General features: G+C 62.0%; 17 protein-coding genes and 1 pseudogene. 6 read left to right on the forward strand and 12 right to left on the reverse strand.

The genetic code is table 11. The features are described from left to right. Positions 1-100: 100 nt before the first annotated feature. Together QZ266_RS02950 and QZ266_RS02955 are read left to right on the forward strand one after the other, a co-directional pair. Complete coding sequence (locus QZ266_RS02950; RefSeq protein ID WP_295691516.1) at positions 101-571, forward strand: MarR family winged helix-turn-helix transcriptional regulator; 471 nt, start codon at positions 101-103, stop codon at positions 569-571. Beyond that, positions 568-1743: a CaiB/BaiF CoA-transferase family protein gene (locus QZ266_RS02955; RefSeq protein WP_295691517.1), complete on the forward strand. Its 1176-nt coding sequence runs from the start codon at positions 568-570 to the stop codon at positions 1741-1743. Before QZ266_RS02950 ends, QZ266_RS02955 begins: the two co-directional genes overlap by 4 nt. 35 nt (positions 1744-1778) lie before the next feature. Here the strand turns inward: QZ266_RS02955 and QZ266_RS02960 are convergent, their stop codons facing one another. Further along, on the reverse strand, positions 1779-3818 hold the full coding sequence (locus tag QZ266_RS02960; RefSeq protein ID WP_295691519.1) for a 3-hydroxyacyl-CoA dehydrogenase NAD-binding domain-containing protein: 2040 nt from the start codon (positions 3816-3818) through the stop codon (positions 1779-1781). A 226-nt stretch (positions 3819-4044) separates the two neighbouring features. On the opposite strand from QZ266_RS02960, the gene QZ266_RS02965 reads away from it, so the two are divergent. Continuing rightward, positions 4045-5808, forward strand: coding sequence for a class I adenylate-forming enzyme family protein (locus QZ266_RS02965; protein ID WP_295691520.1), 1764 nt, complete (start codon positions 4045-4047; stop codon positions 5806-5808). A 40-nt stretch (positions 5809-5848) separates the two neighbouring features. Here QZ266_RS02965 and QZ266_RS02970 read toward each other — a convergent pair whose 3' ends face one another. The 3 genes from QZ266_RS02970 to QZ266_RS02980 are packed head-to-tail and all read right to left on the reverse strand — an operon-like array spanning position 5849 to position 8543. Continuing rightward, the gene (locus QZ266_RS02970) at positions 5849-6625 is read right to left on the reverse strand and encodes a thioesterase family protein (RefSeq protein ID WP_295691522.1); all 777 of its coding nucleotides are present in this window, start codon (positions 6623-6625) and stop codon (positions 5849-5851) included. Next, entirely contained in the window at positions 6625-7449 is an 825-nt protein-coding gene (locus QZ266_RS02975; RefSeq protein ID WP_366523931.1) for an SDR family NAD(P)-dependent oxidoreductase, read from the reverse strand. The genes QZ266_RS02970 and QZ266_RS02975 overlap by 1 nt, the downstream gene beginning before the upstream one ends. A 47-nt stretch (positions 7450-7496) precedes the next feature. Continuing rightward, positions 7497-8543: a phosphotransferase family protein gene (locus tag QZ266_RS02980; protein WP_295691526.1), complete on the reverse strand. Its 1047-nt coding sequence runs from the start codon at positions 8541-8543 to the stop codon at positions 7497-7499. Positions 8544-8807: 264 nt separating this feature from the next. On the opposite strand from QZ266_RS02980, the gene QZ266_RS02985 reads away from it, so the two are divergent. Continuing rightward, positions 8808-10064, forward strand: a complete 1257-nt coding sequence (locus QZ266_RS02985) for a TetR/AcrR family transcriptional regulator (RefSeq protein ID WP_295691528.1) — start codon at positions 8808-8810, stop codon at positions 10062-10064. 64 nt (positions 10065-10128) lie between these two features. Here the strand turns inward: QZ266_RS02985 and QZ266_RS02990 are convergent, their stop codons facing one another. The 7 genes and pseudogenes from QZ266_RS02990 to QZ266_RS03025 form a co-directional block, all read right to left on the reverse strand. Further along, the gene (locus QZ266_RS02990) at positions 10129-13065 is read right to left on the reverse strand and encodes a TonB-dependent siderophore receptor (RefSeq protein WP_295691530.1); all 2937 of its coding nucleotides are present in this window, start codon (positions 13063-13065) and stop codon (positions 10129-10131) included. A gap of 121 nt (positions 13066-13186) precedes the next feature. Beyond that, on the reverse strand, positions 13187-14479 hold the full coding sequence (locus tag QZ266_RS02995; protein ID WP_295691532.1) for an MFS transporter: 1293 nt from the start codon (positions 14477-14479) through the stop codon (positions 13187-13189). Between the two features lie 59 nt (positions 14480-14538). Beyond that, a pseudogene (locus tag QZ266_RS15310) lies at positions 14539-15651 on the reverse strand (acyl-CoA dehydrogenase family protein). A 17-nt stretch (positions 15652-15668) separates the two neighbouring features. After that, positions 15669-16877, reverse strand: coding sequence for an acyl-CoA dehydrogenase family protein (locus tag QZ266_RS03010; protein WP_295691538.1), 1209 nt, complete (start codon positions 16875-16877; stop codon positions 15669-15671). A gap of 2 nt (positions 16878-16879) precedes the next feature. Next, a complete protein-coding gene (locus QZ266_RS03015) occupies positions 16880-17290 on the reverse strand; it encodes an OB-fold domain-containing protein (RefSeq protein ID WP_295691540.1) in 411 nt (136 codons plus the stop codon). Continuing rightward, positions 17287-18444 (reverse strand): thiolase domain-containing protein, encoded by a 1158-nt coding sequence (locus QZ266_RS03020; protein ID WP_295691542.1) that lies wholly within the window; start codon positions 18442-18444, stop codon positions 17287-17289. The genes QZ266_RS03015 and QZ266_RS03020 overlap by 4 nt, the downstream gene beginning before the upstream one ends. Beyond that, positions 18441-19901 (reverse strand): MFS transporter, encoded by a 1461-nt coding sequence (locus QZ266_RS03025; protein ID WP_295691544.1) that lies wholly within the window; start codon positions 19899-19901, stop codon positions 18441-18443. Before QZ266_RS03025 ends, QZ266_RS03020 begins: the two co-directional genes overlap by 4 nt. Positions 19902-20325: 424 nt before the next feature. Between QZ266_RS03025 and QZ266_RS03030 the strand changes: the two genes are divergently transcribed. Together QZ266_RS03030 and QZ266_RS03035 are read left to right on the forward strand one after the other, a co-directional pair. Then, positions 20326-21498, forward strand: a complete 1173-nt coding sequence (locus QZ266_RS03030; protein WP_295691545.1) for an acetyl-CoA C-acyltransferase — start codon at positions 20326-20328, stop codon at positions 21496-21498. A 4-nt stretch (positions 21499-21502) separates the two neighbouring features. Further along, complete coding sequence (locus tag QZ266_RS03035) at positions 21503-22072, forward strand: carboxymuconolactone decarboxylase family protein (protein WP_295691546.1); 570 nt, start codon at positions 21503-21505, stop codon at positions 22070-22072. 3 nt (positions 22073-22075) lie between these two features. Here QZ266_RS03035 and QZ266_RS03040 read toward each other — a convergent pair whose 3' ends face one another. Beyond that, positions 22076-22993, reverse strand: a complete 918-nt coding sequence (locus QZ266_RS03040; RefSeq protein WP_295691547.1) for an acyl-CoA thioesterase II — start codon at positions 22991-22993, stop codon at positions 22076-22078. Between the last annotated feature and the right edge of the window lie 68 nt (positions 22994-23061).

The following is a 23061-nucleotide window of genomic DNA, read 5'->3' on the forward strand; positions in this document are numbered from 1 at the left end:
CGAGATCAAAACAGATGAATTGCACGCGACACGCGCAAACCTGTTGGAATGCGGCAAGGCTGGCGATACATCAAAAGGCAGAACCAAACAGGCGACACGCATGAGCGATCACGACGAAATCCTTGTGGCCCTTCGGCGCATTACCCGCGCCATTGATCTGCAATCAAAACGCCTGGTCAAAGCGACCGGGCTTACCGCACCGCAGCTGGTCGTGATCGACACGCTTCGCAAGCGCGGGGACTTGTCGCCCAGCGCGATTGCACGAGCCGTGTCGCTCAGCCAGGCGACCATTACCTCGATCCTCGATCGCTTGACCCAGGCCGGGCTGGTGGAACGCGTGAAGAGCGACACGGACAAGCGCGTGGTCATGGCCAGATTGACCGATACCGGCCGCGCGGCCGGTGAAAATGCCCCGGAGCTTCTCCAGGCCGGCTTCCTGCGTTCCTTCCGCAAACTGCAGCCCTGGGAACAGAATATGCTGATCGCTTCACTGCAAAGAATCGCCGAGTTGATGGACGCGGAAGGACTCGATGCTGCGCCCTTCCTCGATACCGGCGAAATCACGCAATGAGTTCCGCGCCGGATCGCGCGTTGACCGGCCTGAAAGTGGTCGAGCTCGCCCGCATCCTGGCCGGCCCCTGGGTTGGACAGACCCTCGCTGATCTCGGCGCCGACGTGATCAAGGTGGAAAGCCCGGCCGGCGACGACACCCGCAGCTGGGGCCCGCCCTGGATCGATCATGAAAGCGGGCGATCGGCGGCCTATTACCATTCCTGCAATCGCGGCAAACGCTCGGTCACCGCAGACTTCCGCAAGGCAGAGGATCTCGATTTCGTTCGCGCGCTCATCGCCGACGCCGATGTCGTGGTCGAGAATTTCAAGGTTGGCGGGTTGGAGAAATTCGGGCTCGATCATGCCAGTCTCGTCGCCGAGCACCCGCGGCTGGTCTATTGCTCGGTTACCGGATTTGGCCAGACCGGTCCCTATGCCCACCGGGCCGGTTATGACCTCGCCATCCAGGCCATGAGCGGCGTCATGGACATCACCGGCGAAGCCGACGGGCCGCCCCAGCGCCTCGGCGTCGCCTTCGCCGACGTGTTCACCGGCCTCTATGCCACGATCGCCATCCAGGCGGCGCTCGCGCAGCGTGAGCGCACGGGGCGCGGGCAATTCATCGACATGGCGTTGCTCGATTCGATGATCGGCGTACTGGGCAATCAGGCGATGAACTATCTTGCCACGGGCACACCGCCCCGCCGGATCGGCAATGCCCACCCCTCCATCGTGCCCTATCAGGAATTCACCTGTTCGAACGGACACATCATCATCGCCTGCGGCAATGACAGCCAGTTCGACCGGTTGAGTCGGGCCCTGGCGATGGACGAGGCCGTTCGCGAGGCCAACCAGACCAATGCCCAGCGCGTTGGCAACCGGGCAGACCTCGCAGCCGTGATGGCGGACAAGCTCATCCTCATGTCCCGCGAGGACGCGCTGGCGATGCTTGAAACCAATGGTGTCCCTGCCGGCCCGATCAATACGATCGGCGAAGCCTTCCAGGATCCGCAAGTCCAGGCCCGCGGCCTGTCGATCGAGTCGGATGGTATCCCCGGTCTGCGCTCGCCGATCCGCATGTCAGACAGCGAGACAGGCGCCACGACACGCGCGCCCGGTCTCGGCGAACACACCGAGGCCGTGAAGGCCGAATTGCGCCGAAAAGGCTGGAGCGGACCCGGCAAGGAATAGGGCCCGCCCCGACCCGCGTGCTGGCGCTGCCGGTCCTAGCCGTTGAACCGATCACCCTTGGCCGCCTTGTCAGCGAGATAGGGCGAAACCTCGTGTCCAAAGCTCTTCAGACCTTCGACGACAACGTCGAGACCAATCATATCCGCCCAGAACATGGGTCCGCCTGTATAGGCTGGCCAACCATAGCCATTGATCCAGACGGTATCGATGTCCGAAGCACGCTGGGCCATGCCTTCCTCGAGTATTTTCGCGCCCTCATTCACCATCGGGAAGAGCAGCCGGTTGCGGATTTCCTCGGCTGAATAGGATTGCGGCGTTTCGCCGGCCTTGGCGACAAAGCCGGCTATGACCTCCTCGACCTCGGCGGACGGCGTCCGGCGACGGTTTTCGTCGTAGTCGTAGAAGCCCTTGCCTGTCTTCTGACCGCGACGATCACGCTCGCACAGGACATCGCGAATGGTTTCACTGTTGGATGCCTCCCTGTTCCAGCCGAGATCCAGGCCAGCCAGGTCGGCCATCTGGAACGGCCCCATTGGCATGCCGAAATCGGTCAGCGAATTGTCGACCTCCCACGGCTTGATACCCTGCATCAGCATGGCATTGGCTGCCTGCTGACGCGGGGACAGCATGCGGTTGCCGATGAATCCGTGACAAACGCCCGAGACCACGGCGACCTTGCCGATCTTCTTGGACAACGCCATCGCCGTTTTCAGAACCGCCGGGGCCGTCTTCGCGGCGCGAACAATCTCCAGCAAGCGCATGACATTGGCAGGCGAGAAGAAGTGCAGGCCCAGCACATGGTCAGGCCGCGTGGTGACAGCCGCCATCTCGTCGACATTCAGATAGGAGGTATTGGAAGCGAGAATGGCGCCCGGCTTCACGATCGCGTCCAGCTTGGTGAAGACCTCCTTCTTCACATCCATATTCTCGAAGACAGCCTCGATCACCAGATCGCTATCGGCCAGATCCTCCATCTCGAGCGTCGGCGTCAGGCGACCCATGCATTGCTCGACCTGTTCGGCGGTGAACTTGCCGCGAGCGGCGGAGCGCTCATAATTCTTGCGAATGATGGACACGCCGCGATCGAGCGCATCCTGTTCGCGCTCGAGAAGGGTCACCGGAATACCGGCCGACAGGAAGTTCATGGCGATGCCGCCGCCCATTGTGCCCGCGCCGAGAATGCCGACGCGATTGATCGGCAAAACCGGCGTGTCGGCCGGAATGTCATCGATCTTGCTGGCCGCGCGCTCGGCAAAGAAGACATGGCGCAAGGCCCGGGACTGGGTCCCCGTCACCAACTTGCCAAAGAGCTCACGCTCTTTCTTCACGCCATCCGAGAAAGGCATTTCAGCGGCGGCGCGGACCGCCTGGAGACAGGCTTCCGGCGCTTCAAAATCCTTGAGGCGGCGCATCTCGGTCTTGCGGAAACTATCGAAGAATTCCTCGCCCAAGCCGGACTCGATCTTGTCGGCGCGCGCGCTGGAAACCGGATGGCTGTCCGACCCGATCACATGCTTCGCGAAAGCCACACCGCTCTCTGCCAGTTGGTCATCGGCCACAAGCTTGTCGACGAGACCGATACGCTCAGCGGCAGCCGCGGGAATTGGATCGCCCTTGACGATCATGGGCAGGGCCGCCTCGACGCCAACCACTCGGGGAAGGCGCTGCGTTCCGCCGGCACCCGGCAGAAGACCAAGCTTCACTTCCGGCAGGCCGAGCTTGGCGGACGCGACCGCGATCCGGTAATGGCAACCCAGCGCGACTTCCAGACCACCCCCCAGTGCGGTGCCGTGAATGGCCGCGACCACCGGCTTCTTGCTGGCTTCGATCGTATCGATCACCTCGGGAAGCGACGGTCCGACCGGCGGTTTGCCGAACTCGGTGATATCAGCGCCGGCGAAGAAAGTCCGACCCTCACACGTAATCACCACCGCCTTGATCGAGTCATCCGAGGCCGCCGTCGCCATCGCCTCGGCGAGCCCGGCTCGGACCGCCTGACCGAGTGCATTGACCGGCGGATTGTTCGAGGTGACGACGAGCACGTCCCCGTCCTGGCGCGTTGTGACAACCGACATCCCGTTCTCCTGTTTCACCGCCCGCTCCGGGGCGTTCCAGTGGCGTGTTTCACGTTACGAAACCTGGCCGCAACGCACTGACAAGGCTACATACCCTGCCTTCGATATAGTAGACAAGCACAGGCCGCGCTAGGGCGGGATGCGTAGCCCTTGTGATAAATATCGTTCGACATTATCGTCGGCACAACAATTATGGAAGCAAACCCGAAACAGGATTTTGTGGGGGATGGAAAATCAGGACACAGCGGCCCCAGAGGCTGGCGATCTGCTTGCGCCAGGCGACTGGCCGGCTTGCACGCTAGAGCAGGCGAATGCGCTTCTGTGCGCACCTGACGCCAAGTTCGCGATGGACACCGTCACCATTCGCGGCGTCGAAACCCGGACCTGGAAACACGCCCTCGGCAGCCTCCCCGAACTGGCCCGCCACGCGCGAGGTCACGGCGATCAGACCTTCACGATCCACGAGGACGAGCGTGTCAGCTATGAGGCCTGGTTCCGGGCCACGCGCGCCCTGGCGGCCGAGCTTGCCGCCATGGGCATTGGCAAGGGCGACCGGGTCGGCCTCGCCATGCGAAACCTGCCGGAATGGCCGGTCGCTTTCTTCGCCGTCACGAGTCTGGGCGCGATCATCGTCCCTCTCAATGCCTGGTGGACGGGCGCGGAACTCGGCTATGGCCTCAAAAACTCGGGTGCCAAGGCCCTGATCTGCGACGCAGAACGCTGGGCCCGCATCGCTCCGGAGGTCGATAAGCTGCCGGACCTCGCGCACATTCTGGTCAGCCGCGACGACAGCGCACCGGGAAGCCCGGCGCGTCGGCTCGAAGACCTGATCGGCACGCCGGGTCGATATGCCGAACTGCCCGATGGCGACCTCCCAATCGTCAAGATCGAGCCGGACGATCCTGCCACAATTTTCTACACCAGTGGCACAACCGGCAATCCCAAGGGGGCCCTGGGCACGCATCGCAATATCCTGACCAATATTCTGTCTTCTGCCTATGCGGCAGCCCGGGCCTGCCTCAGGCGTGGCGAGACCCCGCCGGCGCCGACACCGAAAGTCATGCTGACCGTGATTCCGCTTTTCCATGTCACGGCCTGCAATGCCGGCCTGATGGGAGCGATCTTCGCCGGCCACAGCATGGTCTTCATGCCCAGATGGGATGTCGTCCAGGCCTTCCAGATCATCGAACGGGAGAAGGTCAATACGACAGGCGGCGTGCCAACCATCGCCTGGCAGCTGATCGAACATCCCGATCGCGAGAAATACGACCTCTCCTCTCTCGAGGCGATTGCCTATGGCGGCGCGCCCTCGGCCCCGGATCTGGTCCGCAAGATCAAGGAAGTGTTCGGCGCCCTGCCCGGCAATGGCTGGGGCATGACCGAAACCTCGGCGACCGTGACCAGCCACTCCTCCGAGGACTATCTCAATCGGCCTGACAGTTGCGGCCCGCCCGTCGCCGTGTCGGACATCAAGATCATGGCGCCTGATGGCAGCCGCGAGCTTCCAGTCGGCGAAGTGGGTGAGTTGTGGGCGCGCGGCCCTCAGATTGTGGCTGGCTACTGGAATAATCCGGAAGCGACGGCAGAGACCTTCATCAATGGCTGGATCCGCACAGGCGATTTGGCCCGCGTCGATGAAGAAGGCTTCTGCTTCATCGTCGACCGCGCCAAGGACATGATCATCCGCGGTGGCGAGAATATCTATTCGACCGAGGTCGAGAATGTTCTCTACGAACACCCGGCGGTCACCGACGCTGCCCTCATCGGCCTGCCACACCGCACGCTGGGCGAGGAACCGGCCGCCGTCGTCCACCTCGCCCCGGGCCATAGCGCCAGCGAAGACGAGCTCAAGGCCTGGGTGCGCGAGCGTCTGGCCATTTTCAAGACGCCGGTCCGCATCCTGTTCTCCGACGAGACGCTGCCACGCAATGCCAATGGCAAGATCGTGAAGACCGAACTGAGAGCACTTTTCGAAGCGGAGCAGTCCTGAACAGCGGGCGCGGCGGGACTTGCCCCGCTCGTCGATCGGCTCAGACGAAGATCGCCACGCTCTGCATGCCGGTGATGACGAGGTCGCGATCGGCATTCCAGACCTGCATGATCTGACTCGACGAGCCATGCCGGGCCAGATCCGCCGTCGAACGGCTGAGCCACCAGCCATCCGTTGTGGCCGGCTCGGCATTGAGCAGATTGATCTGCCAGGTCATCGAGCTGATCGGGCCCGGTTTCTCAAACAGCGCCATGGCTGCCGGCGGCAGCGCGTCGCCAATCGCCATCAGTTCCACCATCGGGTGCAGCCCGTCGCGCTCCTTCAGGCGAACCCAACGCAAGAAGTCAGGCGTGTGGCGATGCTCGATTGGCAGGCCATGACGATAGACCAGGTTATTGGTGAAGAATTTCGGATCGGGATTAGCCCTGGCCGGCGCGGCCTCGGCATAGTCCGGGACCTCGGGCCGCGTCGTTTCAGCATAATCAATGCTGGACTCCAGCCCGATCATGAAGACGAACAGCGCCTTGAGCCCGAGCTTGCCATCACCATAGACATTCGCCTCGATGAAGGCTGCGGTCCGACCGCGACGCAGCAACTCGGTCTTGACCGTGACTTCCCCGGACAGGGGCCCGACAAAGGCAATCTGCGTCGAACGCAAGGGCGGCAAGTCCGGCTGGGAGCGCAGCGCCGCCTCGAGGGCTATCGCCGCGGTCAGCCCGCCATAAGCGGTTCGACCCTGCATCCAGGTATCGGGGATTTGCGCCGTCAATTCGCCGTCTCCAGCGCGGGCATCGGCAAGGATTTGCGGAAGGGACATCAATCATCCTTGAGGGCGTCGAGGGCGGCATGAGCCGCCAATTGGGTCGAGGGCGCGACCGGGTGTGAAGTCGACAATCCGCCATCAACCGCGATTGCCTGTCCATCGACATAGCTGGATGCCGGCGATGCGAGGAAGAGTGCCGTCGCCGCGATCTCCTCCGGCAGGCCGCCGCGCTGTAGCGGATTGAGCTGGCCGATTCGGCCCTCCTTGCCCGCGGCACGGGCATGATCATAGAGGGGCTTCGTCATTCCGGTTTCGGTCAGACCCGGACAGATCGCGTTCACGCGTATGCCCGACCCGACCAGACTCTGACAGGCGTGCTGAACCAGATTGATCACCCCGGCCTTGGACGCGGAGTAGGCGACCGGTCCGGCGCCATAGCGCAATCCGGCGACGGATGCGGTACAGATGATCGAACCGCCACCGGACTTCATCAGCGCCGGCGCGCCATGTTTGATCGCGAGGAATGGCCCGATCAGATTGACACGGAGCACCTCAGACCAGGTTTCGACCGTTGTATCGAAAAACCCGGGCAACCCGCCCGTAATACCGGCATTGGCGTAGATGACGTCAAGCCTGTCAAAAGCCTCCACAGCCTCGGCAATGGCGTCGATGACATCGGCCTCGACACCGGCATCCATGATGCGTGCGCGCGCCTCGCCGCCAGCCGCGACAATAGCCTCGACGGTTTCGTTCACGGCCTCGGACTTGTCACAAGCCAGGATCCGGGCACCGGCTTCGGCGAAGAGGATGGCAGACGCACGCCCGATGCCGGAACCCGCTCCGGTAACAAGGGCGGTCTTGCCCGCCAGGCTGAACATGGACATGTCGGCTCCCCCGATTTGTTGGTTTGCGGCTTGGCCGATTGTCACGCGCCGGCCTTGCGGGCGAAGTCCCAGGCCGCCGTCGCCAGCGGGACCAGCCGGGCGACAGTCGCCTCGGCCTTGTCGCTCGAGGCATTGCCGTCACTCATCCGCTTCTTGATACCCTGGACGATGCCGACCAGGCGGAAGAGGTTGTAGGCAAAATACCAGTCCATCGTCGGCACATTGTCGCGACCGGTTCGTTCGCAATAGAGCGCGACGGTGTCCTCCAGCGTCGGAATTCCGGTCGCAGCGAAGTCGATTCCAGCCAGACCCGCCCCGCCATCGCCGGACGGCATCGCCCATTGCATGGCGTAGTAGGTAAAGTCGGCGAGCGGGTCGCCCAGCGTCGAGAGCTCCCAGTCGAGCACGGCCTTGATGCGGGTTCCCTCGGGCTCGAAAAGCGCATTGTCGATACGAAAATCACCATGAATGATCGACGTGCGCGTCTGCTCCGGTACGGTACGTGGCAGATATTCAATCAGGCCCTCGACTTCCGGAATATCATCGGTCTGCGCGGCCCGGTATTGTTTGGTCCACCGCCCGACCTGGCGCTCGAAATAATTCCCCGGTCGACCGTAATCGGCGAGACCGACGGCTTCATGATCGAGCGTGTGCAGGTCGGCCAGCGCACGTGTCAGGGCCCGATACATGTCGCCGCGCGCGGACGGCGTCTCGTCGGGCAATGAGCCATCCGCCAGTGAGCGGCCATCAACCAGCTCCATAACGTAGAACTTGGCGCCGATCACGGCGTCGTCCTCGCACAGGGCGTAGGGCTGTGCGACCGGGAAGCCGGTCGGATGCAGGGCGGCGATCAAGCGATGCTCTCGATCAACGGCGTGCGCCGACGGCAGGGTCGGCCCGAAAGGTTTTCGGCGCAGGACATAGGATTGGCTGGCAGCGTCGAGACGGTAGGTCGGATTGGATTGCCCGCCCGGGAATTTGCTCAGCCTGACCGGCCCCGAAAAGCCGGGAATGGCAGCCTCAAGCCAGAGCGCGAGGCGCTCCAGATCGATCTTTTCACGCGTCACGGCGTCCGGCGCAGCAGTCATGGCCCATCCTGATTGTGCAATAGCGGGCGCGGCTATTCCGCGCTGCAGCAAAGTTAGACCATACCGTTTCCTCGGTAAATGGTTAGGATGCTGTCAGGCAAGGCAGAGCAGATCGATAGAAACGATTTAATCGCAATGCCTTCTACGCCAGGCGGCAGGTCGGAAAAATACATACCGATTTTGCTATCCAGGCAGAGAGGAGTGATTGGCAGAACTGTCGGGCGACTGCGTGACGATATCAACAAACTCTGCTAAGCGAATGATATGAATACGACTCCGAAAACCGAGGACCCAGCGAAGACCCGCCGCTTCCACCAGAAGCGCGAGCGGATTCTCGACGCAGCGGCAACACTGATCAACCGACACGGTGTGCGCGGCATGACATTCGTTGATGTCGCCCAACTGGTCGAGCTCAACACGACCAGCATCACCTACTATTTCAAACGCAAGGAATTGCTGGCCGCGGCTGTTCTTGAGCGGGCCCTCGAACGGATCGAAGCGCTCGTCGAAGAAGCCGCCGCCGAGCCGACCCCGCAGGCGCGGGTCGAGCGCTATATTCGCCTCAATTTCGATCTCCAGGCTCGCATCAATGCTGAGATTGAACGCCCGATTGCGGTGATTTCCGACATACGCGCCCTGAACGAACCCTTCGGCAGCGAACTGACGGCGCGCTATGTTCAGGTATTCCGGAAGCTCCGAACCTTTTTCGAGGCACCGAAAACCCCGGAAGAGAAGATCCTCGGCACGATCCGGGCCCACGTCCTGGTCCAGAACATGTTCTGGCTTCCGGCCTGGCTGTCACAATACTCGACCGGCGATTATGATCGGATCATCCACCGGATGATCGAGATTTTCGAGCACGGCATCGCACGCGAAGGCGCTGGCTGGACGCCGGAACTCCTGCCTATCGACGAGTCGGAACTGAAGGTCGGGATTGAAGGCATGCCGGGCAATTTCGCGCGCGCCGCCACCTTCCTGATCAATGAGCGCGGCTATCGCGGTGCCTCGGTCGAACAGATTGCCTCGGAACTCAACGTCACCAAGGGCAGTTTCTACCACCATCTGGAAGCCAAGGATGAATTGGTGCTGGAGTGCTTCCGCCGCTCCTATGGACGGGTCTCACTGGTGCAGCGCGCAGCCACCAAGGCCGGCGGCAATCAATGGCAGCAATTGTCATCATCCATGGCCACTCTGCTGAATGTCCAGCTTTTCAGTGAGTTCCCGCTTCTTCGCACGACAGCGCTCCAGGCCCTGCCGACTGATTTGCGCAATGACGTTCTGGACCGTTCCAATCGCATGGCCCGTCGCTTCGCCGGCATGATGATTGACGGCATTACGGAGGGCTCGGTGCGCTCCGTTGACCCGCTGGTCGCCAGCCAGGCCATCATGGGCGCGCTGAACTCGGCCTATGACCTGCGTGACTGGATCCGCGGCATCGATCCCGATGCCGCCTTCGCCTATTACGCATCGACCCTGGCCTACGGCCTCTTCTCTCCACCGCCCAAACCCTTCAAGGGCTAGGCCGAGACACGAAAAAGGGCCCCGACCTCTCGGTCGGGGCCCTCTTCTTGTTGGTCAGTCCCGATCAGAATTCGGTATTGAATCCAACCCGGATGATCCGGCCGACCGGGTTACCGGTGAAGGGATCATAATTGTAGTCCTGGCGGGCGAAGCTCGGATCTTCATCGGTCAGGTTGATGGCCGTGAACGAGAAGGTCGATGCGTCGCCGACATGATAGAGAAGGTTGAAATCGGTCGTCAGCTGACTGTCGATCGTGGCCCCCTGCATCAGCACCGGATTACCCGCAATGTACGGATTCGGAGCGAACGGGCCCGTACCCAGATCGGCACGCTGGTCACGATAGCTGTCCGAATAGGTGAAGGTCAGGCGGGTATCGATATTCCCGACCGTATACTCCAGGAAACCACGTCCCTTCCAGGCCGGCACCGGGTAAGCGGTGGTCTGGAAGTTCATGAAGCCGACGCCGTCGAAGCCCTCCTGGACGACAACACCCTCGACGACTTCGTCGCCAAGCTCATTGCCGAGCATGTAGGTGGCCGTGATGCCGGCATTGAGCGAGCCGCCCAGAACATCGCCGAAATCATAGTTCATGATGAAGTCGATACCGGAGCTGGTAAGATCACCGCCATTGACGACCTGGGTCCGGACACGAGCGATATTCGCCGCCGCGCAGGTCCCGGCGCCGGCAACGCCGCCGCCATCATTGAACTGGAACCGCTCCCTGAGACCATCGAAGGCCGGGTTCGTACAGTTTGTCGGATCCGCAAACAGGGTCGCGACCATGCCCGAGAGAGGCTCTGTGCTGATTGTGTCCTGAATATCGTATCGGAAATAGTCGACACTGGCCGTGAAGTTATCGGTCGCGAACAAGGCACCGATCGAGTAATTCGTCGCCGATTCCGGCGCCAGGGCCGGATTGCCGAAGACGTCCACAGGACGGAAGCTTGAGGCGATCACCTGCAGCGAGGTCACATTGCTGTTGACCGTTTGCTGTGGCGGTGGGCCGCGGAAGGTGGTGCCGACAGATCCGCGCAGGGCGAAGCCCTCGGAAATCTGCCAGCGCGCCGTAACCTTCGGATCGAAAGTTGAGCCCGTCTGGCCACCATAATCCTCATAGCGAGCCGCAAGCTGGACATTGAAGTCATCCGTAACCGGCAGCTGCAACTCACCGAACAGGGCATAGACATCCCCGTCAGCATCGCCATTGGCATTCGAGCCGAGGAAGGCCCAGGCACCAGTTTGCGGATCACATGTCGTGTTTCCGGTTACAGGCGTATCGCGGCAGGGATTGACGGCAATATTGTTATTGTCGCCATACACGGCCGAGTAGGTTTCCCGGCGGTACTGACCACCGAAGCCATACAGGACTTGCCCACCGGCCAACTCCCATCCGGTCTCACCGCTGATCGTACCTTCAGCAACGAAGAGCTCGGTCTCGAGCGTGGTCGAACCCCGCACGAAGAACCAGTTGATCAGTTCTGCGCTGTTCTGGTTGGGCTCGGACCCGGGCCGTTCCGCACCGGTGACGGCGTTGGCCGTCGCCTGGTTGCCGAACGGATTGTAGAATTGACACCCGCCAACGCCGGCCGTCCCGGTCGCCAGGTCACAATTCGGACCACCCAGACCGTTCAGCGCCAGCTGAACGCGGTCACCAAAGCTGTCATAACCGTCATAGTAGCGCTCATACCGGTGATAGGTGACATTGAAGTCAAAGGACGTCGTGTCATTCAGCTCACCATTGAGCCCGGTCGAGATCCGGAAGCTTTCATTCTGGCGAATGCCCGTAGCCGAGCCCAGATTGTCGGGGTTTCCGGCGAAAGCCGGATTGCCGCCGGCAAGAAGCGGTCGGAACAAAAGGGTCGGGAAGAGTACGGCAAGCGTACCGGCAGGAACGATCCCGGGGTTCTCGGCAACCATTTGCTGGAAGCCGGGATTCGCAGCCGACACAACAAATCCGCTGGGAGACCCACCCACGCCTGCTGTCGGCGCCTGGGTCAGGAGATAGGTCGGCGAGGTCCGGTAGTGCGGCACCTCGTCATGCCCGTAGAGAAGGCTCATCTCCCACTCGACCGTGTCGGTGAGATCCACAGCCAGCTCAGTCCAGATCTGGTAGCGGTCCTCTTCTTCGACGAGGGCGTCGAAGCCGGTATATTGGGTCCGGCACCATCCGATCGCGGTGACATAACCACCGAGTGCGGCACAATCAGGGTCGGCGCGCAGGCCGCCGATCGGACCGAAACCGGCCGGAGTTATGCCGAGCGGCAGGAAGGTCGCCGGGTTACCGCCGCCCGTCCAGCCACCTTCCGGATTTGATTCAAAATCCTGAACCGCAAAATCGCGATCCCGGGCAAGAAGCTCCGAACGATGCTGATAGCCCGCGGCTATGAGAAGGCTGAAATTGTCGCCCTGATGTCCGAAACTGCCTTGCAGCGTGTAATCGCCGTCAGTGTCGGAAATGAAGGAATAGTCTCCCCCGAAACGGAATCCATCCTGGTCAGACCGGGTGATGAAATTGACCACGCCCCCGATCGCGTCAGACCCGTAGATCGCCGCGGCGCCATCCTTGAGAATCTCGATCCGGCCGATTGCCGCAGCGGGCAAAAGGTTGAGATCGACGAATGGGACGCCCGTCCCGGCCGGCACAAGGCGACGATTATTCAGCAAGACCAGCGTGCGCTGCGGGCTCAGGCCACGCAGGTTGACGGACGCCATGCCTTCGGTGGCTTGCGACCGGCTGTCGAACTGGTTGGTGTCGCCAATAACACCACTGGAAACCGGAAGAGCCTTGATCAGCTCAACCGGCGACGGATTGCCCAGACGAGCAAGTTCTTCGGCAGACAGGACGTCGACAGGCAGCGCCGCGTCCTCAGGGGTGCCGCGGATCGCGGAACCCGTAACGATGATCACATCGTCTTGCGCCTGCACCGTCGCGGACAGACCTGCCATCATGGCAAGTGCCGTCAACGCGCTGCTCGTACGCATGAGACCTTTAACAGTCATAATCTCCTCCCAGACTGGTGCGGTTGCTTTGTTTTTTTGCATACCGCACATTCGATTAGATCAATCGCATTTTCACAAGTCAAGGAGATAGGGGGCGTTTCCCTAGTTATATTAGGCGAATTCAACGCTGCACTGCATCATGGGACTCGGCGCCCAGATGACGCGGCTCGCGTACTGCGGAAACTAGAACGAGCAAGCTCGCAATCAGGCTGACCAGCGAAATCACGAAAACCGGGAGCAGGCCGGCGAAACTGGCGATGACCCCGCCGACCACCGGCCCGATCGTGGCCATGGTCGTTTCAACCGTCGTGGAAAGCGCGAGACGCATCGGGATGTCATCGCGATTGCCGAATTCCAGCACCAGCGTCGTTGAGCTCATCATATAGCCGGACGCCGCGGCCCCCAGTCCGAAGAAGGCCAACAGGAAATGCCAGGTTTCCTCGGCGAAGATCATGCCGAACAGTGACAGCGCCCAGGTCGCGACGGTGAGGATGAAGACCAGCCGGAATCCATAACGATCCCCCAGCGTGCCCCAAAGCAGGTTGGTGACCGTATCGGCGCCGAGAAAGGCGAGCGAGAGCAGGCCGATCGTGGCTCCATCAATCTCCAGCTTGCGACCCGCATAGATGATGCAGAAGGGAATGACGATCCGCCCGGCCGTGGCCAGCATCTGGGCGATCAGGAAGTTGCGGTAATCGCGATCGACCAGCAATTGCGGGAATTCGCGCACCCGCGCCAGCACACCCATCTGGAGCTTCACCGTCGGGCTTTCCGGCTCGCGCAGAAAAAGCCAGAGCGCACCGAGACCCAGGCTGGTCAGAACAAAGGCGACCATGAAGGTCGTCGCATATCCATTGCCCAGCGCATTTGTCTCGATGAGATGTACCCCAGCCCACCAGGACAGTGCCGCGGCGATTGCACCACCGGCGATGTTTCGCCAGGCCTGCAATCGTCCGCGCATGCGGATCGGGATCACTTTCGACAAGAGCACCTGGAAAGCGACGCGTTGGGAGCCGAGGAAGAAGCCGAAGAAGAGCAGGAAGGCAAAGGTTGCGGCGACCAGGACCGACCCCGTCAGGAACCAACCTGCCACCGCCAGCCCCAGCAACTGCAACCGCATCAGAATGCCAATCGTCATGGCCGCCGGCATCACCCGGCGTCGGTGCTCGATATGGGCAGCCCCCATCACCGGAGAGGCAATCGCGCCGAGTTGGATCAACGCCTGACCGAGACCGACAAAAATGGGTGAGCCGGTCAGCATGTGCAGGTAGGCGGGCACGAAGGTCGGGGCAAAGATCAGGCGAAACCCCGTCATGCCCAGCATGCCGTGGGTAAAGTGTGCGATGTAATTGCGACGAAGATTGCCCTCGACGTAATCGCTATAGGCTTGCTCGCGCCCCTCGGGCGTCGTCACATCCCCCACCGCGCCGGTCACGGGTGGACCAGCGGGCGAAGGCGGTGTGGGCGTTTCATTCAATAGTCGTTCAATCGGGCAAAGCGCTCGCGATGAAAGGCCCCATTGCCATACTGGGCCTCGAGAATGCGGGCCCGCTTGAGATAGAAGCCGGAACTATGCTCGTCCGTCATTCCGATTCCGCCATGCAGCTGGATCAGTTCACGCGAGACGAGATTCAGGGTCTGACAGGCGGTCGCCTTTGCTAGGGAGACACGGGTCGGGACGTCATCCCGCCCGGCATCAATCGCTTCCATCGCCCCTTCGACGACGGACCGCATCAACTCGATCTCGGTGAAGAGATTGGCCATGCGGTGCTGCAGCGCCTGGAAGCGCGACAGGATTTCGCCGAATTGGGAGCGGGTCTTGAGATAGTCCAGCGTGTCCTCGAATGACTGCACGGCGAGACCCAGCATTTCCGCCGCAACACCGGCCCGGGCCCGGTCGAGCACAGCGTCAAGCAGCGCCTCGTCACCGGATTCAAGCCGGGCATTCGCGGGCAGGGCGACCTGGTCCAGCGTGATCGCCGCGTGGGAGCGGAAATCGATCAGCTTGCGGGTCGAGACCGTGACGCCGGAGGCATCGGCCGGCACCAGGAAGAGACCGACACCGCCTTCATATTGCGCTGCCACGATCAGCAGGTTGGCCGCATCCCCCTCGGCGACGAAACACTTCTCCCCGCTCAGTATCCAGCCGTCACCGGCCTACTCGGCGCGGGCCTTGATCTGGTCTGGTGCGTGTCGGGGACCTTCATCCACGGCCAGAGCGGCAATCGTCTCACCGCTGGCCATACCGGGCAGCCAGGCTGCCTTCTGGTCGTCGGAGCCGCCCAGAAGCAGCGCACTCGTCGCCGCGAGTGAGGAGGCATTGAGCGGGCTGGCCGTCAGCGTGCGCGCACACTCCTCGAGCACGAGTCCAAGGCTTAGATAACCAAAATCCGAGCCCCCATGGACTTCCGGAATGATCACTCCGGTCCAGCCCATTTCCGCCATCTTGGCAAAGGCCTGCGGGTCGAAACCGATCGCTTCGGCGGCGTCGCGAACCTTCCGATAGGCCTTGACCGGCGACTCCTTGCGGGCCCAGTCCCGCGCCATGTCACGCAGCATTGTCTGTTCTTCATTCAAAACGGCCATAGCGTTTGCTCCCCGTCCTATTGATGGTCCAGCATCCCGAGGATGCGCTTGGCGATGACATTGTTCTGGATTTCCGTCGTGCCGCCATAAATCGACACGGCCTTGCCCCAGAGCCAGCCGCGGGTGGAGCCCAGCTCCAGCGGATGGAAACCATCGCCCTCCCAGCCCAGTCCCTGCATGCCCATGATTTCCAACGTCAGCTCAGCGCGCTCCTGGGTGATGCGGGCGCCGACATTCTTCAGAATTGATGACGCCAGCGAGACCTCTCCGCTCTTGGCTTCCGCCGTCACCCGGCGCGCGGTTGCCTGGAAGGCCCGCGCCTCCATGTCGTGCTTGATGATGCGGCTGCGCAGATCGCTGTCCGCGAGCCGGCCCTGATCGTCCACACCGACATAATTCTTGGCGATATCGGCCAGCGAGGGACCGCCGCCACGGCCCATCCGGCCACCGCCGGAGAGATTGGTGCGTTCGTGCTGGAGCAATCGCTTGCCGATCGTCCAGCCATGGCCGATCTCGCCGACGATCTGGTCCTTGGGAACTTTCACATCAGTGAAGAAGGTCTCGCAAAAGGGCGAGGCGCCGGAGATCATCTGGATCGGCTTCACCTCGACACCCGGCGATTTCATGTCCAGCAGGATGAAGGAGATGCCCTCATGCTTCTTGGTGGTGTCGGTGCGCACCAGGGCGAAGCACCAGTCGGCCCATTGCCCGCCCGACGTCCAGGTCTTCTGGCCATTGATCAGCCAGTGATCACCCCTGTCCTCGCACTTGGTCTGCAGGCTGGCGAGGTCGGAGCCGGCGCCCGGCTCGGAATAGCCCTGGCACCAGCGGATCTCGCCGCGGCAGATCGGCGGGACATAGCGCTGCTTTTGTTCCTCGGAAGCAAATTCCAGAAGCGTCGGCCCGAGCATCATCACGCCCAGGCCACCGATGGGGTTCCAGGCATTGATCTTGGCCATCTCGTCCTGGAGGATTCGCGCCTGCTTGGAGTCGAGACCACCCCCACCATAGGCTTTCGGCCAGGTCGGCGTTCCCCAACCCTTCTCCCCCATGGCCTTCTTCCAGGCCGCGACTTCCGGGTCCGGATCCGAATCTCCTTCAATGACGGCAAGAAGGTTTTCCTTGCCGACCAGGGACGGGGCGAAATTTTCCGCGAGCCAGGCGGCGGCCTCAGCGCGGAAGTCTTCCGTCCCGGTCTCCGGCGCCGTGATTTCGGTTGTCGCCATGATCAATCTCCACTTGGGGTGAAAAAGGGCAGGGATGGACCATCCCCGACGGTATCGGCATCGCTGGCTTGCGGCGCCAGGCGCACACGCTGGCCAATCGCCAGGGTATCCAGATCGTCCGCGACCAAATTGGTCATCAGCGCGGGCCCCTCATCGAGCGTCACATAAGCCACGGCAAAGGGCGCACCCTCGCCGCGCCGCATGACCGACAGGCTGTAGATTTCGCCGCAACCGGCGCTCTCCAGCCAGCGCGTTTTCTCCGACCCGCAATGGGGACAAATATGCCGCGGATAGTAATGAGGCTGGCCACAGGATTCACAGGTCTTGATGCGAAGCACGCCCTCGCCGAGCCCATCCCAGAAGGCGTCCGTCTCCGGATTTGGCTGCGGGGCCAGAAGCTTGCGGGTGCTCATGACTGACGCTCCAGGATAATGGTGGCGGCGCCGTGCCGCGCTCCGAGGGAACCGCCAATCCCCGTCGCGACAGCGAGGTCGCAATTGGGCACCTGCACCGCCGGCGCAGCTTCACCACGCAATTGGCGTACAGCCTCGATCACCTTGGTGATGCCGCCGCGAAACATGGGGTGGTTGTTGCACAGACCGCCACCATCCGTGTTGAAGGGAAGCTTGCCGCTACCCGAGATCAGATTGCCATCGGCGACAAACTTGCCGCCTTCGCCCTTGGCGCAGAAACCCAGATCTTCGAGCTGCAGCAGAACGGTGATGGTGAAACTGTCATAGATCGAGGCGTATTTGATATCAGCCGGGGTTACGCCTGCTTCTTCAAAGGCGCGCGGGCCGGACTGCGCCGCCGCCGAAGTGGTCAGATCGAGCGCCAGGCCACCGGATGGTCCCTTGGTCGCCTCACCGGCTCCCAGAAGCGAGATCACCGGCCGATTGAGCGTCCTCGCGATCTCCGGAGAGACAACGACCAGAGCGCCGCCGCCATCCGTCGTCACACAGCAATCGAGCCGGTGCAGCGGGTCGGCGATCGTCGGGCTGTTCACGACATCCTCGACCGTGACCACCTTCGGCAGCATCGCGTGGGGATTGTGCTGGGCATGGTGCGAGGCCGCGACCTTGATCCAGGCGAGCTGTTCCGACGTGGTGCCAAACTCATGCATGTGACGGCCCGCACACATGCCGTAGCTGGTGTGATTGGTCAGGCCGACCCATTGTTCGAACGCACTCTCCGGCGCGCCGGGTCGGAAGCGCTGCACGGCCTCGGATCGTGGCCGACCGGCCAGGGTGATCAGGGCCACGGAACACTTGCCCGTGGCGATCGCCTGGGCTGCATGCGCGACGTGCTGGATATAGGTGCAGCCTCCCATCTCGGTCGAGTCCGTGTGGCGCACGGTCAGGCCGAGATAGTCGATCATCGAGATCGGCCCGAAGCCGGGCGCATCGGTGGCACAGAAATAGCCATCAACGTCGCTCAGCGAGAGGCCGGCATCAGCCAGCGCCCCGGCCGCACACTCGGCATGCAGCTGCGGCGTGGTCATGTCCGGCGCCAGTCGGGTGGGATGTTCGAATGCACCCGCGATGCAGGCTGCGTTACGAAGGCTCATGGGGCCGGCCTCTTGGCATCATCACGCGCCTTGAGCGCTGCAATATTGGCCTCATGACTGGCGCGATCGATCCGATAGAAATGGAGGAAGAGCGCGCCGGCGATATAGAGAACGGCGATGCTGGGAATATAGAGGGTCGCCAGCAGGTCGACCGAAGCCGGATCGACCTCACCCGGTTGGGCGCGCTCGGGAAGGTCAACGATCGTCAACAGGATGCCCGCTGCCATCAGGCCAAAGCCGGTGACGCATTTCTGCATGAAGCTGTTGGCCGCATAGAACAGTCCCTCGGCCCGCCGCCCGGTCTTGAGCGCGCTCGCATCGATCACGTCGCCGATCATGGCATGAACCAGGATGGCCGAGGAAATTGCGCAGGCCGAGTACAAGGCGAGAATGCCGAACAAGGTAGGAAGAACACGCGGATCATCATCGGCATAGAACAGGCCATTCAGCCTCAGGATGAACGGCAACGTCCCCAGAAAGATGGCGGCAATCGCCAGCCAGAACGCCGCATTCCGCTTGCCAAGTCGCTTGGCGATGACCGGTGCGAAGATCAGCGCCAGGACAGCCCCCACCAATGGCTCGGCGGACATGATCGCCATCTCGATATTGTCGAAACCCCAGAACAGGGTCCCGAAATATAGACTTAGAGCGGCCGCCATACCGATCGCGGTGTATTTGAGAAGGCCAAATCCGAGAATTGCGAGAAACGCCTTATTGCTGAAAGTCCGTCGCATCAGCATGAATGTTTCCAGCGGATTCCGGCGCTGGGGTGGCGGAAGCTTCCGGAGATATTTGATGCGGTGATGGGTCCCCGCGGTCGAGATCATGACCGTGCCAAACATCAACACCGATCCGACAAGTCCGAACGTCCAGTATCCCACCGGATTGAGCTGACCGATCGGGTATTCGGCGGTTGGCGCCAGGAAGACTGCGAGGGCCAGGATCGACATCCCGTAGCCACCGAGATAGCCGAAGAAATAGCGATAGCTGGCGATCGAGGTACGGTCGTCATAGTCACTCGACAGTTCAGGCGCGAGGGCCGAGCTGGGGATTTCGTAGAATGTGATGCAGGTCCGGACTGCCGAGGACAGGACAGCGAGATAGGCAAACAGGCCCCAACCATCCAGCGCCTCGGGCGGATGCCAGAGAAAGAAAAACGACGCCGCCGCGGGAATGGCCGACATGTACATGAGCGGGTGCCGACGGCCCCACTTCGTTCTCAAACTGTCGGAAAACTGCCCGACGATCGGGTCGGAGACAGCGTCGAAGACGAGCGCGACCAGGATGGCGAGCGACACCATCGCCGCGTCCGCGCCAATCACGTAATTATAATACCACAGCAGATAGGCGCGAAAGGCGACGTCCTTGACGCCGTATGCCATCGATCCCACGCCATACAGCAACTTGGTGACGTACTTTATCGGTGGCGCCGAAATGGGCGTCGCAGTTTCGGTCATTCATCCTCCGTCCGGGCGCGTCGTTTCGACGTCTGCCCCATGCCGCACTTGATGTCAGGACCGCCTCGTTCTGCAAAGGAGGCACTTCACACTTTCATGCGTGCGGTATGAGCATACTTGTTTTTTGAAAAGCGACAAGAGTCAGAGATAACAAGCGCTTTGAGGGGCCTGACATTATGAAAGTCGGCGAGACTGACCAAATTTGAGAAGCTGGTCCGGTTTTCTCTTGCCCTGCACCAGTGCAGGCGACTAGAACTTCATCACAATCCGTTGGCGCAGAGGAGAGAGTGGGCGCAGGCAAACAGCAATCTGCAAGCAAGAGACCCAACAAGCCGGGTCTTCGAAGCTGACAAGGTCGCGCGCCCAGATCCCGTCGCCACACCCTCCCCGAACGCTCCATTTCCGCAATGAAAGAGATCCCACAATGCGTGATGCCGTCATCGTCTCCACCGCCCGCACCCCGATCGGCAAGGCCTATCGCGGCGCTTTCAATGCCACGCCCTCGCCGACGCTGTGCGGCCACGCAATCCAGTCGGCCGTCGAGCGCTCCAAGGTTGACCCGGCCGAAATCCAGGACGTGATCGTCGGCGCCGCCCTGCAGCAGGGTGTGCAGCACACGATCGGCCGCACAGCCGCCCTGCGGGCCGGCCTGCCGGTAACCGTTGCCGGCCAGTCGATGGATCGCCAGTGCTCCTCCGGCCTGATGACGATCGCCACCGCCGCCAAACAGGTCATCGTCGACCGTATGGATGTGGTCGTCGCCGGTGGCGTCGAGTCGATCTCCATGGTGCAGACCAAGGAGATGCGCGTCCAGCCTGACCCGGAACTCCTGGCCATGCACAAGGACATCTACATGCCCATGCTGCAGACCGCGGAGATCGTGGCCAAGCGCTACGGCATCTCGCGTGAGCGTATGGACGAGTACGGCCTGCAATCCCAGCAGCGCACCGCCGCGGCCCAGGCGGCCGGCAAGTTCGACGATGAGATCGTGCCGATGAAGTCGACCAAGATCGTCGTCGACAAGGCCACCGGTGAAACCTCCCAGCAGGAGGTCTTCCTCGAAAAGGATGAGGGCAACCGCCCGGGGACCGAGCTGGCCGGGCTGCAGGCCCTTAATGCGGTCATCGAAGGCGGCACCATCACCGCCGGCAATGCTTCGCAGCTCTCCGATGGCGCCTCGGCCTGTGTGGTCATGGAAGCCGAGCTGGCAGCCAAGCGCGGCCTCGCCCCGCTCGGCCGCTATATGGGCATGGCCGTTGGCGGCACCGAGCCGGACGAAATGGGCATCGGACCGGTCGTGGCCGTGCCGAAACTGCTCGAGCGCTTCGGTCTCAAGGTCGATGATATCGGCCTGTGGGAACTCAATGAGGCCTTCGCCGTCCAGGTGCTCTACTGCGCCGACAAGCTGGGCATCCCCGCCGACAAGCTGAACGTCAATGGCGGCGCCATCTCGATCGGCCACCCCTATGGCATGTCCGGCGCCCGCATGGTCGGGCACGCCCTTATCGAAGGCAAGCGCCAGGGCGCCAAATACGTCGTCGTCACCATGTGCGTTGGTGGCGGCATGGGTGCGGCCGGCCTGTTCGAGGTCCTGTAGTCCGATGCGGTTGAGCGCCCCGCGCATCACCCCGGTCGATCTTGATGATCTGACCGAGGATCAGCGCGAGGCGCTCGCGCCGTTTTTAAAGTCGGGTTGGGTCATAAACATCTTCAAGACCCTTGCCCGGGCCCCCCGGGCATTGAAGCGATTCAATGTCTGGGCTGGCTATGTGATGTCCGACAAGAATGCTCTCACGCCGCGTGATCGCGAGCTGGTCATTCTGCGCACCGGCTATCTGTGCGGTTCAGGCTATGAGTGGAGCCAGCACGTCACGATCGGCCTGCGCGAAGGCCTCACCGAAGACGAGGTCGAGCGCATCAAGGCCGGCCCTGAAGCCGCGGCCTGGTCCGCACGCGACGTCGCCCTCCTGCAAGCGACGGACGAGTTGGTCCGCGATCATTTCATCAGCGACCGCAGCTGGTCAGCGCTCGATTTTCTGAACGAAAAGCAGCGCATGGATGTGGTCTTCACCACGGCCCAGTACACGCAGGTCTCGATGATGCTGAACAGTTTCGGCGTCCAGCTCGATAAGGGCCAGTCGCTGGACCCGGATCTCGACCGGCGCGGCTGATCCCTAGTCGTCGCGGACCCGGATCAAGCCTTCCTGGGCCGTTGAAGCCACCAGCCTGCCATCGCGGGTGAAGAGCTGGCCACGATTGAAACCACGACCACCGCCCGACCACGGGCTGTCCGTGTCGTAGAGCAGCCAGTCAGCCATATCGACATCCTCATGGAACCAGACTGCGTGATCGAGGCTGGCCGACTGCATCTTGCGGGTCATCCAGCTGATGCCGTGGGGCTGCATACAGGTACTCAGCAGCGCCATGTCCGACGCGAAGGCGAGAATGGCGCGATGCATCACCTGGTTGTCGCTGGCCAGATCGGTGGCGCGGATCCAGATCTGCCGCCGCGGCTCCCGTTTTCGCGGATCAACCGGCGACCAAGGGTCGACCGGACGCATCTCGATCGGACGTGGCCGGGTCATGAAGCGATAGAAGGGCTCAGGAATCTGATCCTTCATCTTGCGCAGGAGTTCGACCTCCGTCGGGAGCTCGTCCGGCATGGCGACATCGCCCAGATCGACCTGATGGGTCAGGCCCGCTTCGGGTCGCTGGAATGAGGCCGTCATGTTGAGGATGGGCTTGCCGCGCTGCATGGCAATGACGCGGCGATTGGAGAAACTGCCACCGTCATAATCGCGCTCGACGCGATAGATGATGGGAAAGTCCTCATCGCCTGGGCGCATGAAATAGGCGTGAAGCGAGTGGACCTGGCGCTCATCATCGATCGAGCCTACGGCAGCATTGAGTGCCTGGCCGATCACCTGACCGCCAAACACCCGGCCCCTGCCACCCGGATTGCGTCTCCCACGATAGAGATCAACATCGATCTCCTCCACATCGAGCAGGTGAACCAGACCCGAGGCCAGTTCGGCCGACGTGTAATCCCGGCGTTTCTTCTTTTCGCCTTGCGACGTGTCAGCCCCATCCATGGCGGCATCCTCAGCTCGATCTTCGTGCGTGCTGACAAGTCTGGACCGCGGCCGCATAAATTTCCAGC

Origin of the sequence: uncultured Maricaulis sp. (assembly GCF_905480005.1) — a bacterium.
In the GTDB taxonomy this organism is placed as follows: domain Bacteria; phylum Pseudomonadota; class Alphaproteobacteria; order Caulobacterales; family Maricaulaceae; genus Maricaulis.